The 16,486-nt window shown below is 62.2% G+C and carries 18 protein-coding genes and 1 pseudogene; 1 reads left to right on the top strand and 18 read right to left on the bottom strand.

Annotated elements, in window-relative coordinates:
- The 6 genes and pseudogenes from H512_RS0115395 to H512_RS25895 all read right to left on the bottom strand — a co-directional run.
- Positions 1-2,595, bottom strand: a pseudogene (locus H512_RS0115395) (hypothetical protein); the annotation flags it as partial.
- A 36-nt stretch (positions 2,596-2,631) separates the two neighbouring features.
- Complete coding sequence (locus H512_RS0115390) at positions 2,632-4,704, bottom strand: phage tail protein (protein WP_026784205.1); 2,073 nt, start codon at positions 4,702-4,704, stop codon at positions 2,632-2,634.
- A 1-nt stretch (position 4,705) separates the two neighbouring features.
- Complete coding sequence (locus H512_RS0115385) at positions 4,706-5,095, bottom strand: DUF6950 family protein (protein WP_026784204.1); 390 nt, start codon at positions 5,093-5,095, stop codon at positions 4,706-4,708.
- A 4-nt stretch (positions 5,096-5,099) separates the two neighbouring features.
- On the bottom strand, positions 5,100-5,672 hold the full coding sequence (locus H512_RS0115380) for a hypothetical protein (RefSeq protein ID WP_026784203.1): 573 nt from the start codon (positions 5,670-5,672) through the stop codon (positions 5,100-5,102).
- On the bottom strand, positions 5,672-6,388 hold the full coding sequence (locus H512_RS0115375; RefSeq protein WP_026784202.1) for a hypothetical protein: 717 nt from the start codon (positions 6,386-6,388) through the stop codon (positions 5,672-5,674). Before H512_RS0115375 ends, H512_RS0115380 begins: the two co-directional genes overlap by 1 nt.
- Complete coding sequence (locus H512_RS25895) at positions 6,381-8,993, bottom strand: phage tail length tape measure family protein (protein ID WP_026784201.1); 2,613 nt, start codon at positions 8,991-8,993, stop codon at positions 6,381-6,383. Before H512_RS25895 ends, H512_RS0115375 begins: the two co-directional genes overlap by 8 nt.
- Before the next feature lie 170 nt (positions 8,994-9,163).
- On the opposite strand from H512_RS25895, the gene H512_RS27030 reads away from it, so the two are divergent.
- Positions 9,164-9,481 (top strand): hypothetical protein, encoded by a 318-nt coding sequence (locus H512_RS27030; protein WP_156899515.1) that lies wholly within the window; start codon positions 9,164-9,166, stop codon positions 9,479-9,481.
- 139 nt (positions 9,482-9,620) lie between these two features.
- Here the strand turns inward: H512_RS27030 and H512_RS0115360 are convergent, their stop codons facing one another.
- From H512_RS0115360 to H512_RS24300, 12 genes are all read right to left on the bottom strand, one after another.
- On the bottom strand, positions 9,621-9,995 hold the full coding sequence (locus H512_RS0115360; RefSeq protein ID WP_026784200.1) for a gene transfer agent family protein: 375 nt from the start codon (positions 9,993-9,995) through the stop codon (positions 9,621-9,623).
- Positions 9,995-10,453 carry a phage tail tube protein gene (locus H512_RS25890; protein ID WP_053239930.1) on the bottom strand — a complete coding sequence of 153 codons (459 nt, stop codon included), beginning with the start codon at positions 10,451-10,453 and terminating at the stop codon, positions 9,995-9,997. Before H512_RS25890 ends, H512_RS0115360 begins: the two co-directional genes overlap by 1 nt.
- 10 nt (positions 10,454-10,463) lie before the next feature.
- Positions 10,464-10,880 carry a DUF3168 domain-containing protein gene (locus H512_RS0115350; protein ID WP_026784199.1) on the bottom strand — a complete coding sequence of 139 codons (417 nt, stop codon included), beginning with the start codon at positions 10,878-10,880 and terminating at the stop codon, positions 10,464-10,466.
- Positions 10,877-11,344: an HK97-gp10 family putative phage morphogenesis protein gene (locus H512_RS0115345; protein WP_026784198.1), complete on the bottom strand. Its 468-nt coding sequence runs from the start codon at positions 11,342-11,344 to the stop codon at positions 10,877-10,879. The genes H512_RS0115350 and H512_RS0115345 overlap by 4 nt, the downstream gene beginning before the upstream one ends.
- Positions 11,322-11,492: a hypothetical protein gene (locus H512_RS27025; protein WP_156899514.1), complete on the bottom strand. Its 171-nt coding sequence runs from the start codon at positions 11,490-11,492 to the stop codon at positions 11,322-11,324. The genes H512_RS0115345 and H512_RS27025 overlap by 23 nt, the downstream gene beginning before the upstream one ends.
- A complete protein-coding gene (locus tag H512_RS0115335; RefSeq protein ID WP_036792021.1) occupies positions 11,492-11,836 on the bottom strand; it encodes a head-tail adaptor protein in 345 nt (114 codons plus the stop codon). Before H512_RS0115335 ends, H512_RS27025 begins: the two co-directional genes overlap by 1 nt.
- The gene (locus tag H512_RS25885) at positions 11,833-12,417 is read right to left on the bottom strand and encodes a head-tail connector protein (RefSeq protein WP_026784196.1); all 585 of its coding nucleotides are present in this window, start codon (positions 12,415-12,417) and stop codon (positions 11,833-11,835) included. The genes H512_RS0115335 and H512_RS25885 overlap by 4 nt, the downstream gene beginning before the upstream one ends.
- A gap of 6 nt (positions 12,418-12,423) precedes the next feature.
- Positions 12,424-12,792 (bottom strand): hypothetical protein, encoded by a 369-nt coding sequence (locus tag H512_RS0115325; protein WP_026784195.1) that lies wholly within the window; start codon positions 12,790-12,792, stop codon positions 12,424-12,426.
- A gap of 67 nt (positions 12,793-12,859) precedes the next feature.
- A complete protein-coding gene (locus tag H512_RS0115320; RefSeq protein WP_026784194.1) occupies positions 12,860-13,084 on the bottom strand; it encodes a hypothetical protein in 225 nt (74 codons plus the stop codon).
- A gap of 59 nt (positions 13,085-13,143) precedes the next feature.
- Positions 13,144-14,460 (bottom strand): phage major capsid protein, encoded by a 1,317-nt coding sequence (locus tag H512_RS24305; protein ID WP_084798525.1) that lies wholly within the window; start codon positions 14,458-14,460, stop codon positions 13,144-13,146.
- A 17-nt stretch (positions 14,461-14,477) separates the two neighbouring features.
- Entirely contained in the window at positions 14,478-15,209 is a 732-nt protein-coding gene (locus H512_RS0115310; protein WP_026784193.1) for an HK97 family phage prohead protease, read from the bottom strand.
- Complete coding sequence (locus H512_RS24300) at positions 15,206-16,486, bottom strand: phage portal protein (RefSeq protein WP_156899513.1); 1,281 nt, start codon at positions 16,484-16,486, stop codon at positions 15,206-15,208. The genes H512_RS0115310 and H512_RS24300 overlap by 4 nt, the downstream gene beginning before the upstream one ends.

The following is a 16,486-nucleotide window of genomic DNA, read 5'->3' as shown; positions in this document are numbered from 1 at the left end:
TCTGAACAGCTGCGTATCAAGGTCAGATGCGCCGCTGCCAAACAGAAGCCTAACGCTGTCGGATAGAACTTCGAAAAGGAAAGACCGGAAGTTATTCGTGTCCCGCTTGAAGGATATGGGACACACAACAGGGAATGTCGCCGGGCTAATATACTCATCGACGTAGTGATTGCCCGATGCCTTCGGATAGATTTTGACCGAACGCCCCTGGTAAACGTTGTCCTTCATGGTGCTCTTTGGGTCCAGAATCGGAAGGGCGTCTGTCCCACCGTTACCCACCAACATTCTGCTCGTCGACTTTATGCTCTGGTTCGTTACCGAGGGCATTATGAGAATACCGACGGCGCCCGACCCCCCCGAGGAGATCGACCCTTCCAAGAAGGAAACGAAGCTCGCGGATTTCGTTGCACCGCCATCTCCGATCAATACAACGATCGAAGAGTTAGCGTCGCTCGCTCGCAATTGTGTCCCATAGAACGCCACGGCAAAAGCATAACCGATCTCGAGAACTCGGCGCATCGGTGTTGTTTCAGCGCCGGCTAGATCCGCTGGATACGAGGAGGCTCCCTGTACAATGTCATGTATGTGGCCGCCATGGACCGAAAGCGGGCCGAATGCAGGACCGGACTTGTTGCTGTCGACCCGCATCAAGCACATGTTTGCGCAGTCCCGTATCACCGGCGTGTAGATATGGTTGCCGTTCGATCGGTCCGCATTGTCCTGAACGCTGTCGACGATCTCCAACGCCGCCTCATCTTGATAGACCTTTTTCCAGTATCTGTTGCCGGAGATCGAGCTGTTGGTGTTGTAAGTAAAGGGATTCTTCCCGGTCCCAGAGATAACGCACTCGTAGTCCTCGAATGGGATTGGTTGCCAACTGGCAAAATCGCTCCCAGGCGCTTGGTTGGTCGACGCTTTTCGAGATATATACCGCCCGCCACCATACTCGACGATGTCTCCTTGGGGGTATGCTGTAGCGCTGTCCCAGGCAGCGTTCACAGCTCTGACGCGATCTCCAACGGCATATGTGGTACCCGCCAGCCATTGGGCGGGATTGGAAAAGCGCTGCCGTGCCTTGGCTTCGATTATCGTTGGAGAGTAGATCGTACTCTCTCGCATTCGGTCGATATAAATTGCGTTTCCGAACGCCCTTTCAACTCGAGCGCTGTCAAGCGTTTGATGATCGAGCTTATATTGGTAAAGCCCCCGTGTCTTATAGGCGCAGTCCAAGTTGAGCATATCTACGAGGATAGGGGCACGGTACCATGTGCTCTCTGAGCGGTCGGCTGAAGTGTCATTCGACCACATATAGGGATCGGTGAACGAGGCCGAGGCCTTCAATTTTCCGAAACAAGCGATGCGAACATAACCGATGTTCACGCTTACCATATGACCGATGACGAACGGCATTCCCAAATCGGGAATGATCAGCACACTGCCATGCGACAGCTTAGAGATTGCCTTTGTGAACGCCAGGTCGTTGGCCACCGCGTGTGCGTCATCGTCGCCCGGCACCGCTCCGCAGTCCATAATGCTAACCACATCAGAGAAGCGGTCTTTCAGGCTACGTCCCGTATAGCGATTGGTAGCGATAGCCGGGAGCTCAGCCAAAGCCTGCCCGATGATGTCTTCACCAGTTTCTGCGATTTTCTCGATGAGTTTGTCCCAGGTTTCATCGAGACGTAGCTTGAAAACCAGCGATCCGCTTTGCTTACGATAGCGGGTTCGCCCCCCGCCGGAAGTCTCGTCAATGAGGACTTCAACGACCTCCTGGTCGGCGATCGTGGAGATGGCCGCCGTTGCCGCAGCTTTCGTATCGAAGATGCGCGCCTGACCGCCGGCTTCAGCAGACGCGATGACGGTGGCGAGGGTAGTAGCCGCCGCGCCTGCGTATGTAGCGGCGTCTGTAGCCGACTGGCCTGCATTGCCAGCGGCATTTTGCGCATCCGTTTTTGCCGTTAGCGCGTCCGATTTGGCCTGAGTTGTCGCCGCCAGACGCTCCTGCATCACCGCATCATAGCTGGCGTCGGAGAGCATCCGGAACGTGTCGCCGGCAACCTTTCCCAGAACGCCCATGTCGGGCGTCAGCGCGCCTGCCGGTATGTCGCCGCCCGTCGCGGTCTTGATCGTCAGCGGGTCGCCGCCATTGAAGCTCACCGTCACCGGCGAACCGGTATTGACGCGATAGACGTCGAGCAACACCAGCGCCGTCTCTGTAACCGCGCTCGGCGTTGTCGCCTGGATTGCATTGGCCGTACCGGCGCCGACGTCGCTCGCCGGCAAAAGGCCATGCGGCAGATCGGCCACCCTCGCCCACGCACCGGCACCAGACGCCCCAACCTTCTGATAGATGCCGTTTTTCGCCGGATCGGGATCTTGCACCACCCACGCCATGCTTTTCGCATCGTGCGCAAGATCGGCATAGAGATCCGCCCGCGTCAGATAAACGAGCCCGCCCGACGAGGTGAATGTGTTGATGATTGTCTCATAGCTGGTGAGCAGCGTGCGGATATCGCTTTTCTTGGGCGTGTGCCTGCCGCTCGACGGCACGCCGTCCGTCGAGAAATCGCGATAGACAGTCCTCGCGGTCGCCATGGCTACCTCGTCAAAAGGGTGGGAATGGTCGGAAAGTTATTCGGGGTTGGTGACTGTGATCGGCCCCGTGGGGACGGCCGTTGCCGGCCGGCCGGAAACGTTGATGGCCTGCACCCAGCCGTACCAGGTACCGGCCTCGATGCCGCTCATGGTCCGGCTGTCGGCCGTGCCAGCCGGGCCATATTCGGTGGCTACCAGCGAGGCGAATGTGAAGCTCTCATCAGTGCCGAGGTAGAGCCGCGCCGCCAGATAGTTGGCACTGTTCGGCGAGGTCCAGTCGAAGGTGATCGAGTGCACGCCGCCGCTCGCCGAAACGTCCGTCGCCACGCCCGGCGGCACCACGTCGGCTATGGCCGTGAAATACTCCCAATCCGTCCAGTCGGATTTTGAGCCGACCGACCATGTCCGCAACCTTGCCTTATAGGCTTGGCCGTCGGCCAGATAGCCGGTGCGAACGCTGGTTGCGCCAGGAGCCGACATCACGCTTTGCAACGCGTCGCTGCCGTCCGCCCGCTGCCATTGCAGCTCATAGGTCAGCGTCGACGCGACGTGCGTCCAGCTACCTGTCGCAAACGCCGCCGTCTGCCCGCCGGAGACCACCTCGGCATCGACGGCCACACCGAAGCCAGTCGGCACTGGTACGCCGGAATAGACGACGTCAACGATCGGGTTGGACGGATCACCCTCGTCGGTCGCCGCGTTGAAGGCGAGATAGTTTTCGCTCCAGACGATGCCAGAGAATTCGACCGTCAGGTTGCGCAGTGAGAGCTTGACGGCGCTGGTGATCTCGATCACCGCCTCGTCGAGCTGCGGCGGGTAATGCACCCGAACGAAACGCCGAGAGCGAACACCACGAGCCGGCTCATAGTGAGCTTTCACGGTAACGCGCGGTGACCGCGAGCGTTTGAACGCCACCGTTTGCAGACGCTGCATGTGGTTGTGACTTTGCACCACCTGATTATCAACGGTCTTCGATCGCTCGGTGTCATCGCTGGAAATGTAGGGGTCGCCAACGATCGCCGCATCTTGCGTGTTGTAGACATCGGCCGGCGAGGTGTAGCGCCCTCGCATCGCCAGTACCTGCGATGATTCCGAGGCATTGGCGTCGTAGCTGACCGAAACGAGATCGGCCCCCGTCAAGCGAATATCCGGCTCGACGTAACGGCCGGGGTGAACGCCCACCAACCCATCCGGCCGCTCGTAAATGACGAGTTCGCCGGCCTGCTCGATGAGCCGACCAATCTCGACAGGATCGTTATTGGCGCGAAACCAGAGGCCGCCATGATAACGCTTCTCGGCGGTCCCACTGCGGTTGATCACCGTCTCGTCGCAGACATTGGCCGCCTCGATCCAATCCGGCATGTACATGTCGGCAAAGCTCAGCTTGCCGCCGACCGGGTGGCAAAGGTGCCAAAGCCGTTCCAAGGCGATGTTGGTCGAAAACGCCCACGTACCATCGTCATCAGGATCTTGGTTGGTGCGTGGATCGTAGAGAAGAGCGCCGTCGAGCACGCATGAGTGGATCGGCATCTGGTTTGGGTAGACGTCGAGATAATCCTGTGACGAGACGCCGCCGCAGATCATGCGAATGGTTGCCAGACCGTCGCCGCGATGCGCCGTCGTCCAGATGGTTGGAAATGCCGAGACGACATCGCCATAGGCAGTCGATGCCTTGTCGCCGATACGCGTCTGGATATTGACCGTGCTCTTGAAGTGCGCCGGTGCCACCACGTTTCCCGAACCGTCGAGGGTCACCGCCTCATCATGCAGGTAGTGCTGCACGAAGCCTTGGATGCGGTGTCCCGCTTCGACGATGACGTGATAGGCCGTGCCCGATTGCGCCTCGAGCATGGCGTAATCGCCGCCTTTCTTGGCGCGCCCCAACACGAAAGGCAGGCTCATCGCCGATTGCTTCATGTTGTAGCTGCCGTCGTCCGGCTTGGGTACCGATGGCGCGTTCTGGCTTTGCATCAGGAGGCTCGACGCCAGATAGAGCGCGCCGGCGACCGCGACATAGCCAATTCCGAGCGCAACAGCACTGGCCACGGCCGCCGACAGGCCTGCCGAAACAAGTAGAGGCGCGATCAGCCCGGCAAGGAATTGCGGCACGTCAGATCTCCCACATGGCGATGACGGGCGCCGTCACGGTGATGACGCCTGAGGTGTCGCGGACCCGCCAGCCGGTGCCGTCCCAGATCGCGCCCCATTGGCGCCGGGCAACGGCGGCGCTGCCGATCACGGCCACCACGCCAGGCGCCGGCTTGTTGATGCGGCGGCCGCCGACCACGGCCACGCAATCACCGACGACGGGGAACAGGCCACCGGCCGCGTCGATCAGCTCCCAGAAGCCGGCCTCGGTGTCGTAGGTGCCGCGAAGGTGCGCAGCGGGATCATCGAGACCTTTGGCGAGCGCCCAATCGGCCAGCATCAGACAACAGTCCGTCGTCCCCGGAGCCCATTCACGGGCGCCGTAGGCAGCAAGAAATTCTTCCAAGGTCATGTGATCACCAGTCCGGCCAGCGCACTGTTTTGTTGATGAGGCCCGCCACGCGGTCGAGGAAACGATCGGCCGGAGCACCCGGGTTGAGCACGGCCGATCGTGCCTTCTGATCGATGTCGGACAGCACGGAACCCGACGTCATGCGGCGCAATGCGAAGCGATTGACGACGGTGATCTGTAGCGTCGAGATGATCGCGGCATCCGTGGCATGATTATCCCAAACCAGATTGTCGATTTTCCCGGTAAACTGCACTTCCGGGTCGCCGTCCGGCGCCTGATCCTCGTCGAGTGCTTGCGTCAGGATCTGCATTTTCGAACCGACGATCTCGCCAGCCTGATAATCGGCCCAAGCCAGATCCATCGTCGTTTTGTCGCATCCCGAGATAACCAGCGTCAGCGAGGCGGACTCGCCGTTGATCGCCATCTCGATTTCGTCGAGCGCCTGATCGGTTAGAGACGCCGCCCGCCAGACATCGCCATTATCGTCGATATATGGCCCACTGGAACCATCCCAGAAGCGGAGCGTCAGGCTGGGGCATTCGAGCCGCACAAGGATGCGCAGGTCTTTGATGGCCATCAGACATCCGCCCCGATCGCCAGGTCGTTCCAATATTCCGTCGCCTCTACGAAGGAGACGGAAAGCTCGTCGTTGCCTTTCCAGATGGTCCCGCGCGCCAAGGCCGTATCTGTCGCCAGCCGGCACAGGCAGGTCGGCCGGTCGAACTCCAGATCGGAACCGGTTGGAATGGCGGCCCGCAACGGCGGCTCGATCGCCACGGTCCAATCTTCGCCGTCGAGATCGATAAGCCGCCCCGTCCGATAAAGCGCGTGATTGTGGGAAAACCGCACGCCCACCAGATCTTCGGCCGCCTTGACGGAATGCAGCGTCAATCGCGTGTCGCCAATGGCGACGGTGGCCGCGAGCGTGACGGCGATCGCCGATTGCAGATAGCCGGTACCGTCCGAAAAGCCGGTGCCATCGTCATGGTCGACGATGACAGGAGGTTCAAACCGGCCCGAGGCGTAAGGCGCCGTGTCGAAGCTCCACGCCGGCACCACCACATAGCCGGTGCGGCCGCCGCAATGAGCGGCGATAGCGTCGAGCGTCCGCGCCGCCGCCGTTCCACGCACCGGCACGCCGTCAAGCGTGATTTCCCAATGGCCGGCATCGGTGCGTGTCACCCGTTCGACGCCGCCGAGCGATGGGCCACCGGAACGCGTGAAGGGAACCAGCGTCGGACGGCAGGCGCGCGGGCTGAGCAGGCCGACTGGCCACTCGATGATGTCAGCCATTGCGATAATCTCCGCCGGCTTTTTGGGCTTGGTGCATGGCCAGTGTCGGCACCACGCGGGAACCGGCCATCTTCACGGAGGTGGAGACGATCCCCGGCGCCGCCGCCCTCACCTGCGCACCCGACTCCCGCTTGACGTAAGCCTGAATACGTCCGTCATCATCGACGCTGACCACGACAGGAACCGGCTGTTGCCTGGCAAGGGCGACACTGGACAGCGAAGGTGCCGTGGTCGACACATAGCCGCCATTGGCATAGCCTTTCAGACCCCGCCGCAGCGCATCGAGGGCGCGCGGGCCGCCGGCCGCACGAACCGATTGCTGGTCGAACACATACTCGCCGGCATGGACTACGCCGGCAGGCTTGTTCTTGCCGCCGGGGCCGGTGTAGCCGCCGGTATCGAAGCCCGAGAACAGCCAGCCGAGGAAGCCGCCACTCCCCTGCCCATTGGCTGAGCCGGTTAGCAGGTAATTGAGGCCGATATTCATCATGGTGTCGCCCACCTTGCCGAGGGCATCCGAAAGAGCCTCCGAAGCGTCGCGGCCCTTGATGAGATCCGAGATGAACCCCTTCATGGCATCGCGTGTGGAGTCCTTGACGTCCCGTTCCGCTTGATGGAGGTCCCCTTGCGCCTCTCGCATCCGCGCCGTTGCTGTTTCAGCCTCTGCCATCCGAGCCGCAAGCTCGGCAATCGCTTGTGCCTGTTGAGGCGTAACCTGCACGCCAAGCGCCAGGATGCGGTTGAGCATCTCCTGCTCGTAGGCGAGCGCACGCGACTTTTCTGAGGCCAGCCCGGTCACTTCCGACGTCTGCCCGAGCGCTGCTGCCTCGCGCTGTTGTTCGGCAATGAACAGCTCACCCGACTTCACCAAGTCGTCGTAAGTCTTCAGGCGCTGCTCCATCGCCTGATCGCGGCCCGGCATCGTCTGCGCCGTGTTGCTGTAAGCCGTCGATATGATGGAGCTGTCGACATTGTTGAGGCCTTGCCACCGGCCGCGCAGCTTTCCCACGTCGCCGCCCGTCTGGCGAATAAGCTCCTGAGCCAGACGATCCTGCAGTTCCGGCGAGAAGAAGTCGGTTCCCTTCAAGCCGAGCTGCTCGCGCAGGCCGCGCAGGGTCTGCCGCGTCATCTGGTATTGCCCGAGCGCCGACGCCCCCTTGCCATTGCCGTAAAGCGCCCGATTGGCCGGGTTTGCCAGCATCTGGGTTTGCAACGCGTCGATCTGGTCGAGCGTCATCAGCACGAGATTGCGGTTGCCGCCGGTCCAGCGCCCATAATCGAGCGTCTCGTTGTAACCTCGGCGGTTCGCCGTGCCTTCGGCTTGGCCGATGAGGTTGAGCAGCCCGCCAGCCGGCGAATAGGTCTCACCACCGAGGCCGGCATTCCGGCGGCCATAATAGTCGTTCAGCGCCTCATAGCCTGCGCCGCGATCGGCCAGCCGTTCGGCCGCGAAGCGATTTGCCTCCTCGTTGAGCGATTTCTGACTTGCTGCCGCTGCCTGCAGGGCCTGCCCGAGCGTTTGGGCATGCTGCGCCGCCTCGTTGTAGAGCCCCTGCGACAGCAGATCATTAAACCGCTTGGTCTCGCTGACCATCACCCGGGTGGTATCGGAAAGCTGTGTTTCGGCTTGGTTGAGCACCTGAAGCGCCCGCGCCGCGTCGCCTGCTTCCTTGGTGGAGGCCAACAGCTCTCGCGCCATGGACCGTACGGTATCGGCGGCGCCGGTATCATTGGCGATCTGCGACACCGCGTCGCGAAACGCCAATATGGCCGCGTCATCCTTGACGGAGGCTTTCAGATTGTCGGCCGCCTGCTTAAGCGCATCAAGCCCAGCCGGACCGGCCGCGCCGGGGCCGGTGAACGCCGCTGTCAGCGAGGCGATACCGGAAAGGGCGTCGCTCTGGTTGAACGCTTCGCCGATGGAGTCGACCGCGTCGTTTGCCGCCTTCGAGATGCCTTCCCGATAGATCCGGGCCTGCTCGGCCGTCATCGCGCGGACTACGTTGCGGCTTTCGCTGTCGTATTCACCGACGCTCCTGGCCGCATCGCCCCACGCTTCCTTGATCGCCTTGATGATCTCCGGCTGTTTCTTCAGCGCCTCGGTCAGCGTGTCGGTATCCTTGCCGGCAAGGAAATACTTCACCGCCGCACCGCCGGCCGCGATCAACCCGATGGTGATCAGGTTGACTGGCGAGATCATCGATACAAAGGCCGCGCCAACTCCCTTGACGGCAGCGCCAAGCCCACCGGCACCCGTGAAGATGGCGCCGAGTTGAGTTCCCTGTTGCAGCGCAATGGTGAATGGCGATCCGCCACCCTGAAGTTGGACCGCAATATCCTGAAACTGGGCCGCAATGTTGCCGGTTTGCCCGGAAAGGCTGCTTATTCCCCGCGCTGCATCAGTGGCGCCCTTGGATACCCTCGGCAGCGCCGAAGCCGCGCCGGCACCGATACCCTTCAGGTTGTCGTTGAGCTGCTTAGTGCGCCCTTCGAGCCACGCCGCATCCTTTCCGTAGGTTGTGCGCGCCTTGGCCATGTCCTTTTCAAGCTTGGTCGCACTCGCCTCGAGACGAAGCAATAGGGCCTCTACTTCGGTAGCTGGCATGCTGTATGAATCTCCAGATCGGCTTTCTAGCCAGTCAGCGATGGGGGAACGCTATGAGAGCTATTTGCGTGGCCATGGCCGCTGTACTTACGACCGGATGTGCCTCAGATTTCGAGGTCAGATCATCCGCACCGGAAGCAAGCTTTGTTGCTAGTAGAGGGGCCGATGACATGGTTTCCTGTCTGATCGGCTCATTGCAGCAGCATTACCGGGCAATATCGCCTCAGCGCTTCGTCGCTCAAACCATCGCACCTGGCGCCGAATACGACATCGTGCCAACTGACGGCTTTGTAAATGGCCACTGGATTTACACGGTCAGCGTCAAATCCAGAACCGGTGGCTCCGAGGTACGGCTGTACAAGGGTCAGATCATCCTATCCAGCATCACTGAAAGCATGATTGCCGGCATCACAGCATGCGGCGCTTCTCAAGTCGTCACATCCGGCGCCGCGTCGAGCGCAGCCGCAGCCCGCTCGAATTCGTCCTGAGTAAGGCCGCCATCAGCCTTTGCGCCGTTAGCCTCTGCCCAACCGACTGAAGCAGCCTGGAACTGCCAAAGGCTCATGGCCTCCACCTCTTGCGGGGTGAATCCCATGGCCGCGCCGGTACGATAGAATTGACCGATCTTCAGTCGGTCGTCGGGGGAGCCGTCGGCGCCGTCGTCTCCCCCTGCGATTTTCCCGGCTCTTCGTCCGGAACACCCATCAACCCAGCCTGAAGAATGGCTACCGCCGTCGGCAGGGTTTCCGCCGGCGGACGCTCATCGCAATAGGTCCGGACGAGATGCAGCGCCTCCGATGGCTTCATGCCGCCGCCGATCAGGCCGAGGCGTATTACCTCGCGCCGGTCGTCCGCCATGGGCTCGTATGCCAGCATACGGGCCAACACCCTGAAGGACGACACACCGGTCTTTTCCTCGAGCTCGCGAAGCTGGCCGATAGCGAACCGGAACTCGTGTTCTCCATCGCCGAAGTCAAGGCTGATCGACGCGTTGCGGCTCATCAGGCGGCCGCCACGTTCGATTTCACAAGCTCGCCATCGCCTTCGCCGGAAACGTTGATTTTGTACTTTTCGCCAAACCGCCCATTGAGCGTGTGTTTGACGTGCGCTGCTCCAGCATAACGGCGGATCGGAGTACCGGAGCCAGTGCCGGCGCCATCAAGATCAAAACGAATGTTCGTCGATTCGCCGCCAAAGCTGGCGCCTTCGATGAGGTCCAGCGATCCGACGGCCATGACGCCGGCAAAGGAAAATGACCACGAAAGAGAGACGACATCTCGCTCGGTCCATGCAGGCGCATCCGGATTGTCGCAATCCGGGACTGTCGTGTCGTTGGTCGACTTGTCGAGCGCCAGCTCGACCTCCGTAAAGCCGCAAACCTTTGTGAAAACCTCCGGGGTGGCGCCATCGCCGATGTAAAATGTGCCGGCCCCGAACTTCTGGGTAGTTGGCTTAGCCATGATGAACTCCTTAAGAGGCCGGGTCTATCAACGCCCGGAGTGTGATGACGCCGTGGCTGGTTTTGCCATCGACATCGGCGAAAACCTCGGAGCTGCGCACCTGCAACTCCACTAAACTCCACGCGGCGCCGAGATCTAGCTCGGCACCCTCAAGCGCGGCGACAACGGCCGCCACAAGCCGCTGGCATTCCACCTTGCCGACGGCACGCGACCAGACGTGCAAGGTCACGTAGACCTCGCATGCCTCTTCCATGCAGCCGGCGCCGTCGTCGATTTCTTGAATGGTGCCGATGGCCGTATAGGGAAAATCGACACTGTCCGGCACGGCGTCATAAATACGCATGCCCTGAATGGCCGCAGCCTGGGGGCTACCCTTCACCGCCGCCGCAATCGCGCCCTGCAACGCAAGCCCTGCCGGATCGCTCATTTGTTCACCGCTGCTTTCACGGCCTTGCCGATGGCCCGCGAAACTGCCGATTTCGCGCGCTTCTTGTTGGCGCGGAACGGGCCGTAGAAGAAGGGCTGTGCTGCTGTTCCGGGATGCTGCGTGCCGGCAAATGCGCCGCCGTTTTCATGCGGCGCGGTGCCGAACTCCACGAAGCGGGCATAAAAGGCCTTCCGGTCGCCTGCGATAATGGTGGCGGTCAGGTCGGGATCGCCCTGCCCAGCTTTCCCGCTGGCAAGGTTGGCGGAACTATCGAGTTCCACGTTGCCCATCTGGTAGCGGATGCTGTCCCGAAGGTCGCCGCTCTGCTCGGCCACCAGCCGCTTCTGGCTCTCGACGATGCCGCCGGCTTGCTTCTCTATCTCGGCACGCACCGCCTTCCTGATCTCTTTCGGGATGGCGGCGAGGATCTTCAGCGTCCGCTCACGGCTTCCGCGTCTTGCCATCTCGCTGCACCTCCTGAAACACGCCCTCGGGCGCCGCCTTCCAAGCCGCTTCGGTGGCAAGAACCTTCTGCCCGGCCTTGAACGCGACGATCACGCCCAGCTTGGCGCGAAAGTCCCAGTCGCGCAGCACTTCGACGCGGTGCGCCATCAGGTTGCCACCCCGATTTCGATGGTCATTTCGATGACGTCGACCAGCGGAATGATGGCGCGGATCGCCGCGACCGCGTCCTTGTTCGGCCCGGCCATGAACACGATCCGGTCGGCCGGGGTCACGCCCGCCGTGCCGCTGTCGCGCCGCACCGTCACCGTGCCGGCCCGCGTCGACTGCAATCGCCCGGCGGCCACGGCCTCGCGCCCGAACTCCGGCCGATATCCGGCCCACCGTTCGATCAGCGGCGCCCACGCCTGAATGGTGTTGCCATACCCATCGTCGCCGGCATTGCCATAGCGCTCGAAGCGGACGCGGGTATCGAGGCGACCGGCGGCAGTCACAGCCAAACCCGATAGGGCGTGAGCAGCGCCTCGACCGTGGTCGACATGGGGATCTCGCTCGCCGCGGCGCCCATCGACGCCGTCTCTCGATTTGCATAGAGATCGCCGACCATCAGCAGGATGGCGGCGCGGATCGGCGCCGGCACATCTTCGGCCGACGGATAGCCGGCACGGTAGCGCACGCGAACCACTTCATGATCGGCGCGGATCGCCGGCCAGCCCTTGCCGAAGGCCGGCCAAAGGCGCCAGCAAGCCCCGGCGCCGGTCAACCTGTAATCCTCCGGCGCCATCTCCTGTGGCAAGCCATTGGCGTCGTCGTAGGCCAGGCCCTCGATCTCGATCACCGGCGGATATGGAAGGGCGATGCCATATCGATAAGGCCAGCAATCCAGCCGCAACTCCAGCGTCTGCGCCATCAGCGACCGTCCAAGCCAGCCTTCCGGCCCGTCGACATGTTGCGTGGCCGCCGCGATCATGCCCTCGACGCTCGTCTGCTCGTCATCACTATCGATGCGAAGGTGCTGCTTTGCCTCTTCCCATGTGATAAGCGGCAACGGCTTCTCGATGATCGCGACGGCCATGGTCGATCAGTCCTCATCCACGAGGACGTGGAAGGTGCCGCTCTTGGCGTTGCCGCCCTGGGCAATGGCGATCTTGACGCGATCGTTCGCCACGGCCACCCGCTCCTGCACGGCGGTACCGCCGGCAGCGAACAGCGCCGCCACGCCGGCCTGCGAATGCGTCGGGGCGCGGGGATAGCGCACGGCCGAAGCGTTGACGTTGGATTCCGTCCAGATGTTTTCGCCGGTCGCCTCGGCGGTCACCGTGAAGTCGACGCCGTCGGCGAAGTCGGTCTTGACGTAGTGGACGGAATGGATCTTGCCAGACACGCGCGGCGTATAGACCGTGACCGTGCCATCGGCCGCCGTGGTGGCCGTTACCTTGTAGCGCCTCATGATGATGTCCTCTTGAGGGTGCGGCGCCGCAGCGCCTGGGGCGGGGCCTTGGCCCCTCGGTCCGCCGTCAGGCGGATTTGTTTGTCGGCTTGGGCGCGGCCTTGTTCTTCGGCGCCTTTTCGGCCTTCTCGGCAATGCCGCCAAGGTCTTCAAGCGCGCCGGGGTGCTTCTTGAGCAGCTCGGCGCCGAGGCTGTCGGATACCTCGAACTCTTCGTTGGGCCGCAGGCTGTCAGCCTTCACGGCGCTGATATGGATCTGGTCGAGCGCTTTGAGTTTCATGATCGTCTCCATTGTCTCGGCTCATGAATGGGGCGGATTGCTCCGCCCCACATGATCAGCCGAGCCGGCGGTCAGGCCGCCAGCGCGTCCGAGAAGTCGCCCTTGACGAAGGCTTCCGGTCGATAGACGGCCAGGGCCGCGCGCTCCTCGGCACGGATCGTCACCAGGTTCTTTCGGAAGTTGTCGCTATCCTCGGTCGAGATTTCGACGTTGGCGTCTTCGCGGTCGAAGATCTGCGCGCCGAGCTGGAAGGCACCGACCAGGAATTTGTCGACCGTCATGGCGGGGGTTTCCACTACAGGCAGACGCCACAGGCGCGGCTCCGAACCGCCCTGCGGATTGGCGAACAGGTACGCGCCGTCGTCGGTTTTGGTCAGCTCGATGTCCGCCCAGTCGGCCGGATGCATGGCGATGCCGTTGGCGGGATATTCGGCGAGGAACGCCTGCAGGATGGCAAGTCGGATCACGTCGATCTTGGTCATATTCCCCGCTGCCGAAGGAACGATTGGCGCCGAGTAGGCCGAGGCCTGCGTGTAGATGCCGTTGAGATCGGTACCGGTGCCGCTGCCATTGAGAAGCTGGTTCTCCTCGACGTACATCAGGCCGTAGCGCAGGCGACCGTCGATGTAGCTCTGCAACTGCGGCACGTCGTCGAGGATCTGCTTGGTCGCCAACACCCAATGGGCGATGGTGGTCACCGCCGTCGTGACGATGTCGAACTTGATATCGCTCTGCGGCTTGCTGGCACCCAACGTTTCCGACACGGTGGCGGCATTGTTGGTGAAGCCCGTTTCCTTGACGTACTGCAAGGCGTTCGAAGCAGTCCGCCCGGGCGTCAGCAGATCGCGGATCGTCATGCGGCGGGGCGGCGGGGCGATGATGCCGGGCAGCCGTTGAGGCACGATCAGATCGCCGGCAGAGCCGTCGGCGTCGGTGGTCAGCGCCGAGATGATCGCTTTCACCGGAATGCTGATGCGACCCTTGCCGCCGGCCTTGACCATGGCCTTGTAATCCTCGTGCTCGGTGACCTGCTGGCCGATCGTCTTCGCCTTGCCCGGTTCCTCGCCGCGCCGAACCAGCTTCTGTTCGATCTCGGTCAGGCGGGCCGAAATCTCGTTGTGCTTGATCAGCGCTTCGTCGGCGGTCTTCTTGGTTTCATCGGTGACCTTGCCGAGACGCTTCATCTCGGTCTCGGTGGTCTCGGCCGACTTCTTGACGTCGTCGGCGGCCTTTTTCAGCTCTAGGGCGAGCTTGGTCAACTCGGCTTCGCCGCCGCTCTTGCCTTCCGGCTCGAAGACGATGCGGCCCGAACGCAGGCCGGGAATGCCGCAGGCAAGAAAGGCCACGGAGCCGGCGGCAGCCGCCAGCCCATGATAGGAGGTTTTCATTTTGGGGTTTCCTTGGGTTAGCTTTGGAAGCTGGCAAGCGCCTCGCGCAACGCGCGGATGCCTTCGTCAGCCTGTTCGTTCGCCTTGCCCTCGGACTCGCTCCGAATGGCTTTTGCGTAGCCGACAGAGGCGATCTGAACGGCCATCGCTTTCGGAACACCTGCCTCGCGCAGGATGTCCTCGAATTCTTTGACGGGAAGTGGCTCGCCATCGCGCAGGCGCCGCGCAAACTCTTCGAGCCGACCGCTGAAGGCCGTTTTCACGCCCTCGATCCCCGCCCGGCTGTTGGCCGCGAAATTGACGGGGCTCACTTCCCACAGGTCGATTTCGTCCAGATGCGTCACGCCGCGGCGCTTTTCATCCGGGTGACTTTTGATCGTCTCGTAGCCGATCGACAGCCCGCGCAGCCGTTTTGCCTTGGCGCTGCGATAGGCTCTGAGGCCGGCTGGGTCTTCGAGATCCAACTGCCCACGAACGAACAGCCCCTTGCGGTCCTCCGCCATGTCGGTCCAGTCACCGATGGCGAAATCATCATGGCGATGGCCGAAGAACATTAGCGGCATCGTGCCGGCGGCCTTGTGCCTAGCCAGCGACGCGGCGAAAGCGCCGCGCGTGATGATGTCGCCATAAGAGTCTGGTTCGCCGCCGAACGTGCTGCCATAGCCTTCGATGACGCCTTCGGCCGAAATGTCCTTCACCTCTAGGGCGAAGCCCTTGGTGGCGAACGCGCTGGGTGCCTTGATCTTCATGGTGCGCCATCCTGATTGTCGTCGAGCGGCAGCCCGCCGTTTTGGCTGGTCGTGGTTTGCTGCCCGATCGGCACGTTTTGGGCCTGTACTGTCAGCGCATCGCCACCCGGCAGCGGCGGCATGTTTTCGAAGGCGCGCACCTCGTTTCGGGTGTAGATGCCGTTAGAAACCATGATCTGATAGAACGTGGCGCGCGCTGCGCTGTCGGTGCGCAGCAGTCCTTCGACACTGAATTCCGCAAAGATGCCTCCGCGCTCGGCAGGCGGAATAAGCGAGCGGCTGATCGCCTGCTCGACACGCTTGAGGTATGGGCGCAGCGAGAAGGTCAAAAAACCGATCATCTGCTGCTCGAGGCCGGTGCCCCAGCTGGTCGACTTCTGGGTATGGCCGATCATGAACGGCGGCACCCGGAACCAGCGGCACAGTTCTTCGACGTGGAACTGACGCGTTTCAAGGAACTGCGCGTCATCGGGGTTCATGCCAACCGGCACCGGATCCATGCCGGCTTCGGCCAGGAACACGCCGCCGGCGTTCATGCTGCCCGACAGCGGTTCGATGATGTTCTCGCGCAAATCCTTGCGCTGCGGCGCGGTAAGGATCTGCGACATCTTCAAGATGAGCGACGGACGGAACCCGTTCGCGAACATCTTGCCGGCGTGCTCCTCGGCCGCCGTCGCCGTGCCCATCGACTGCCGGGCGAACGATATCGGAGACAGCCCCACGAGCCCTCCGGTACCAAAACCGCGCACGTGAAACACTTCGTTTTCGCGCAGCACTCGCTGACCACGGGGGTCAGAGTAACGGTAGATGCGCTCGCCGTCACGGTTCCGCTCGACGTTCATCAAATCACAGCGCAGGGGCGTCAAAGCCACCAGGCGCTTGCCGATAAATTCTTTCTCGGCGTAGGCGTTGCCCCAAAGGCCGAGGCAGACCAGCACGAATTCCCAGAATTCGACGGCCGTATAATCAGCGCTCGGCGAGTCGTGCAGCAGCGCATAGAGCGGATGGTCGGTCGCCGCCGACCTGGCATTGTTCGCCCCGCGCCGGTAGGTGATGAGCGGCAACGTGGCCGCTGTCTCGGCAATTAGGCGAATACACGCCCACACCGTCGACAGCTGCATGGCCGAATCCGGCGTCACTGACTTGCCCGACGCCGTTTGATATGCCGCAGCCATCATCTTCGACAGGTTAGGGTCGGCGATATTGATGCCTCGCGTCGCCTGTATCACCTGCTTGATGCGGACACGCCACGGCAGGCGCTGGTTCAAGTCGCTCAC

This window comes from Pleomorphomonas koreensis DSM 23070 (assembly GCF_000425185.1).
In the GTDB taxonomy this organism is placed as follows: Bacteria; Pseudomonadota; Alphaproteobacteria; order Rhizobiales; family Pleomorphomonadaceae; genus Pleomorphomonas; species Pleomorphomonas koreensis.
The sequence above is the reverse complement of the archived record's forward strand: the minus strand, read 5'-3'. Positions and strand labels throughout refer to the sequence as shown.

What these genes read in the sequence shown, in the direction of transcription:
- H512_RS0115360 (WP_026784200.1), bottom strand. Translation starts at nt 9,995, where the DNA reads ATGAGCCGCAACGCGTCGATCAGCCTTGACTTCGGCGATGGAGAACAC.
- H512_RS0115310 (WP_026784193.1), bottom strand. Translation starts at nt 15,209, where the DNA reads ATGAAGATCAAGGCACCCAGCGCGTTCGCCACCAAGGGCTTCGCCCTA.
- H512_RS25890 (WP_053239930.1), bottom strand. Translation starts at nt 10,453, where the DNA reads ATGGCTAAGCCAACTACCCAGAAGTTCGGGGCCGGCACATTTTACATC.
- H512_RS25895 (WP_026784201.1), bottom strand. Translation starts at nt 8,993, where the DNA reads ATGCCAGCTACCGAAGTAGAGGCCCTATTGCTTCGTCTCGAGGCGAGT.
- H512_RS0115325 (WP_026784195.1), bottom strand. Translation starts at nt 12,792, where the DNA reads ATGAGGCGCTACAAGGTAACGGCCACCACGGCGGCCGATGGCACGGTC.
- H512_RS25885 (WP_026784196.1), bottom strand. Translation starts at nt 12,417, where the DNA reads ATGGCCGTCGCGATCATCGAGAAGCCGTTGCCGCTTATCACATGGGAA.
- H512_RS0115375 (WP_026784202.1), bottom strand. Translation starts at nt 6,388, where the DNA reads ATGGCTGACATCATCGAGTGGCCAGTCGGCCTGCTCAGCCCGCGCGCC.
- H512_RS27030 (WP_156899515.1), top strand. Translation starts at nt 9,164, where the DNA reads ATGGTTTCCTGTCTGATCGGCTCATTGCAGCAGCATTACCGGGCAATA.
- H512_RS0115385 (WP_026784204.1), bottom strand. Translation starts at nt 5,095, where the DNA reads ATGACCTTGGAAGAATTTCTTGCTGCCTACGGCGCCCGTGAATGGGCT.
- H512_RS0115350 (WP_026784199.1), bottom strand. Translation starts at nt 10,880, where the DNA reads ATGAGCGATCCGGCAGGGCTTGCGTTGCAGGGCGCGATTGCGGCGGCG.
- H512_RS0115320 (WP_026784194.1), bottom strand. Translation starts at nt 13,084, where the DNA reads ATGGAGACGATCATGAAACTCAAAGCGCTCGACCAGATCCATATCAGC.
- H512_RS0115380 (WP_026784203.1), bottom strand. Translation starts at nt 5,672, where the DNA reads ATGGCCATCAAAGACCTGCGCATCCTTGTGCGGCTCGAATGCCCCAGC.
- H512_RS24305 (WP_084798525.1), bottom strand. Translation starts at nt 14,460, where the DNA reads ATGAAAACCTCCTATCATGGGCTGGCGGCTGCCGCCGGCTCCGTGGCC.
- H512_RS27025 (WP_156899514.1), bottom strand. Translation starts at nt 11,492, where the DNA reads ATGGCGCACCGCGTCGAAGTGCTGCGCGACTGGGACTTTCGCGCCAAG.
- H512_RS0115345 (WP_026784198.1), bottom strand. Translation starts at nt 11,344, where the DNA reads ATGGCAAGACGCGGAAGCCGTGAGCGGACGCTGAAGATCCTCGCCGCC.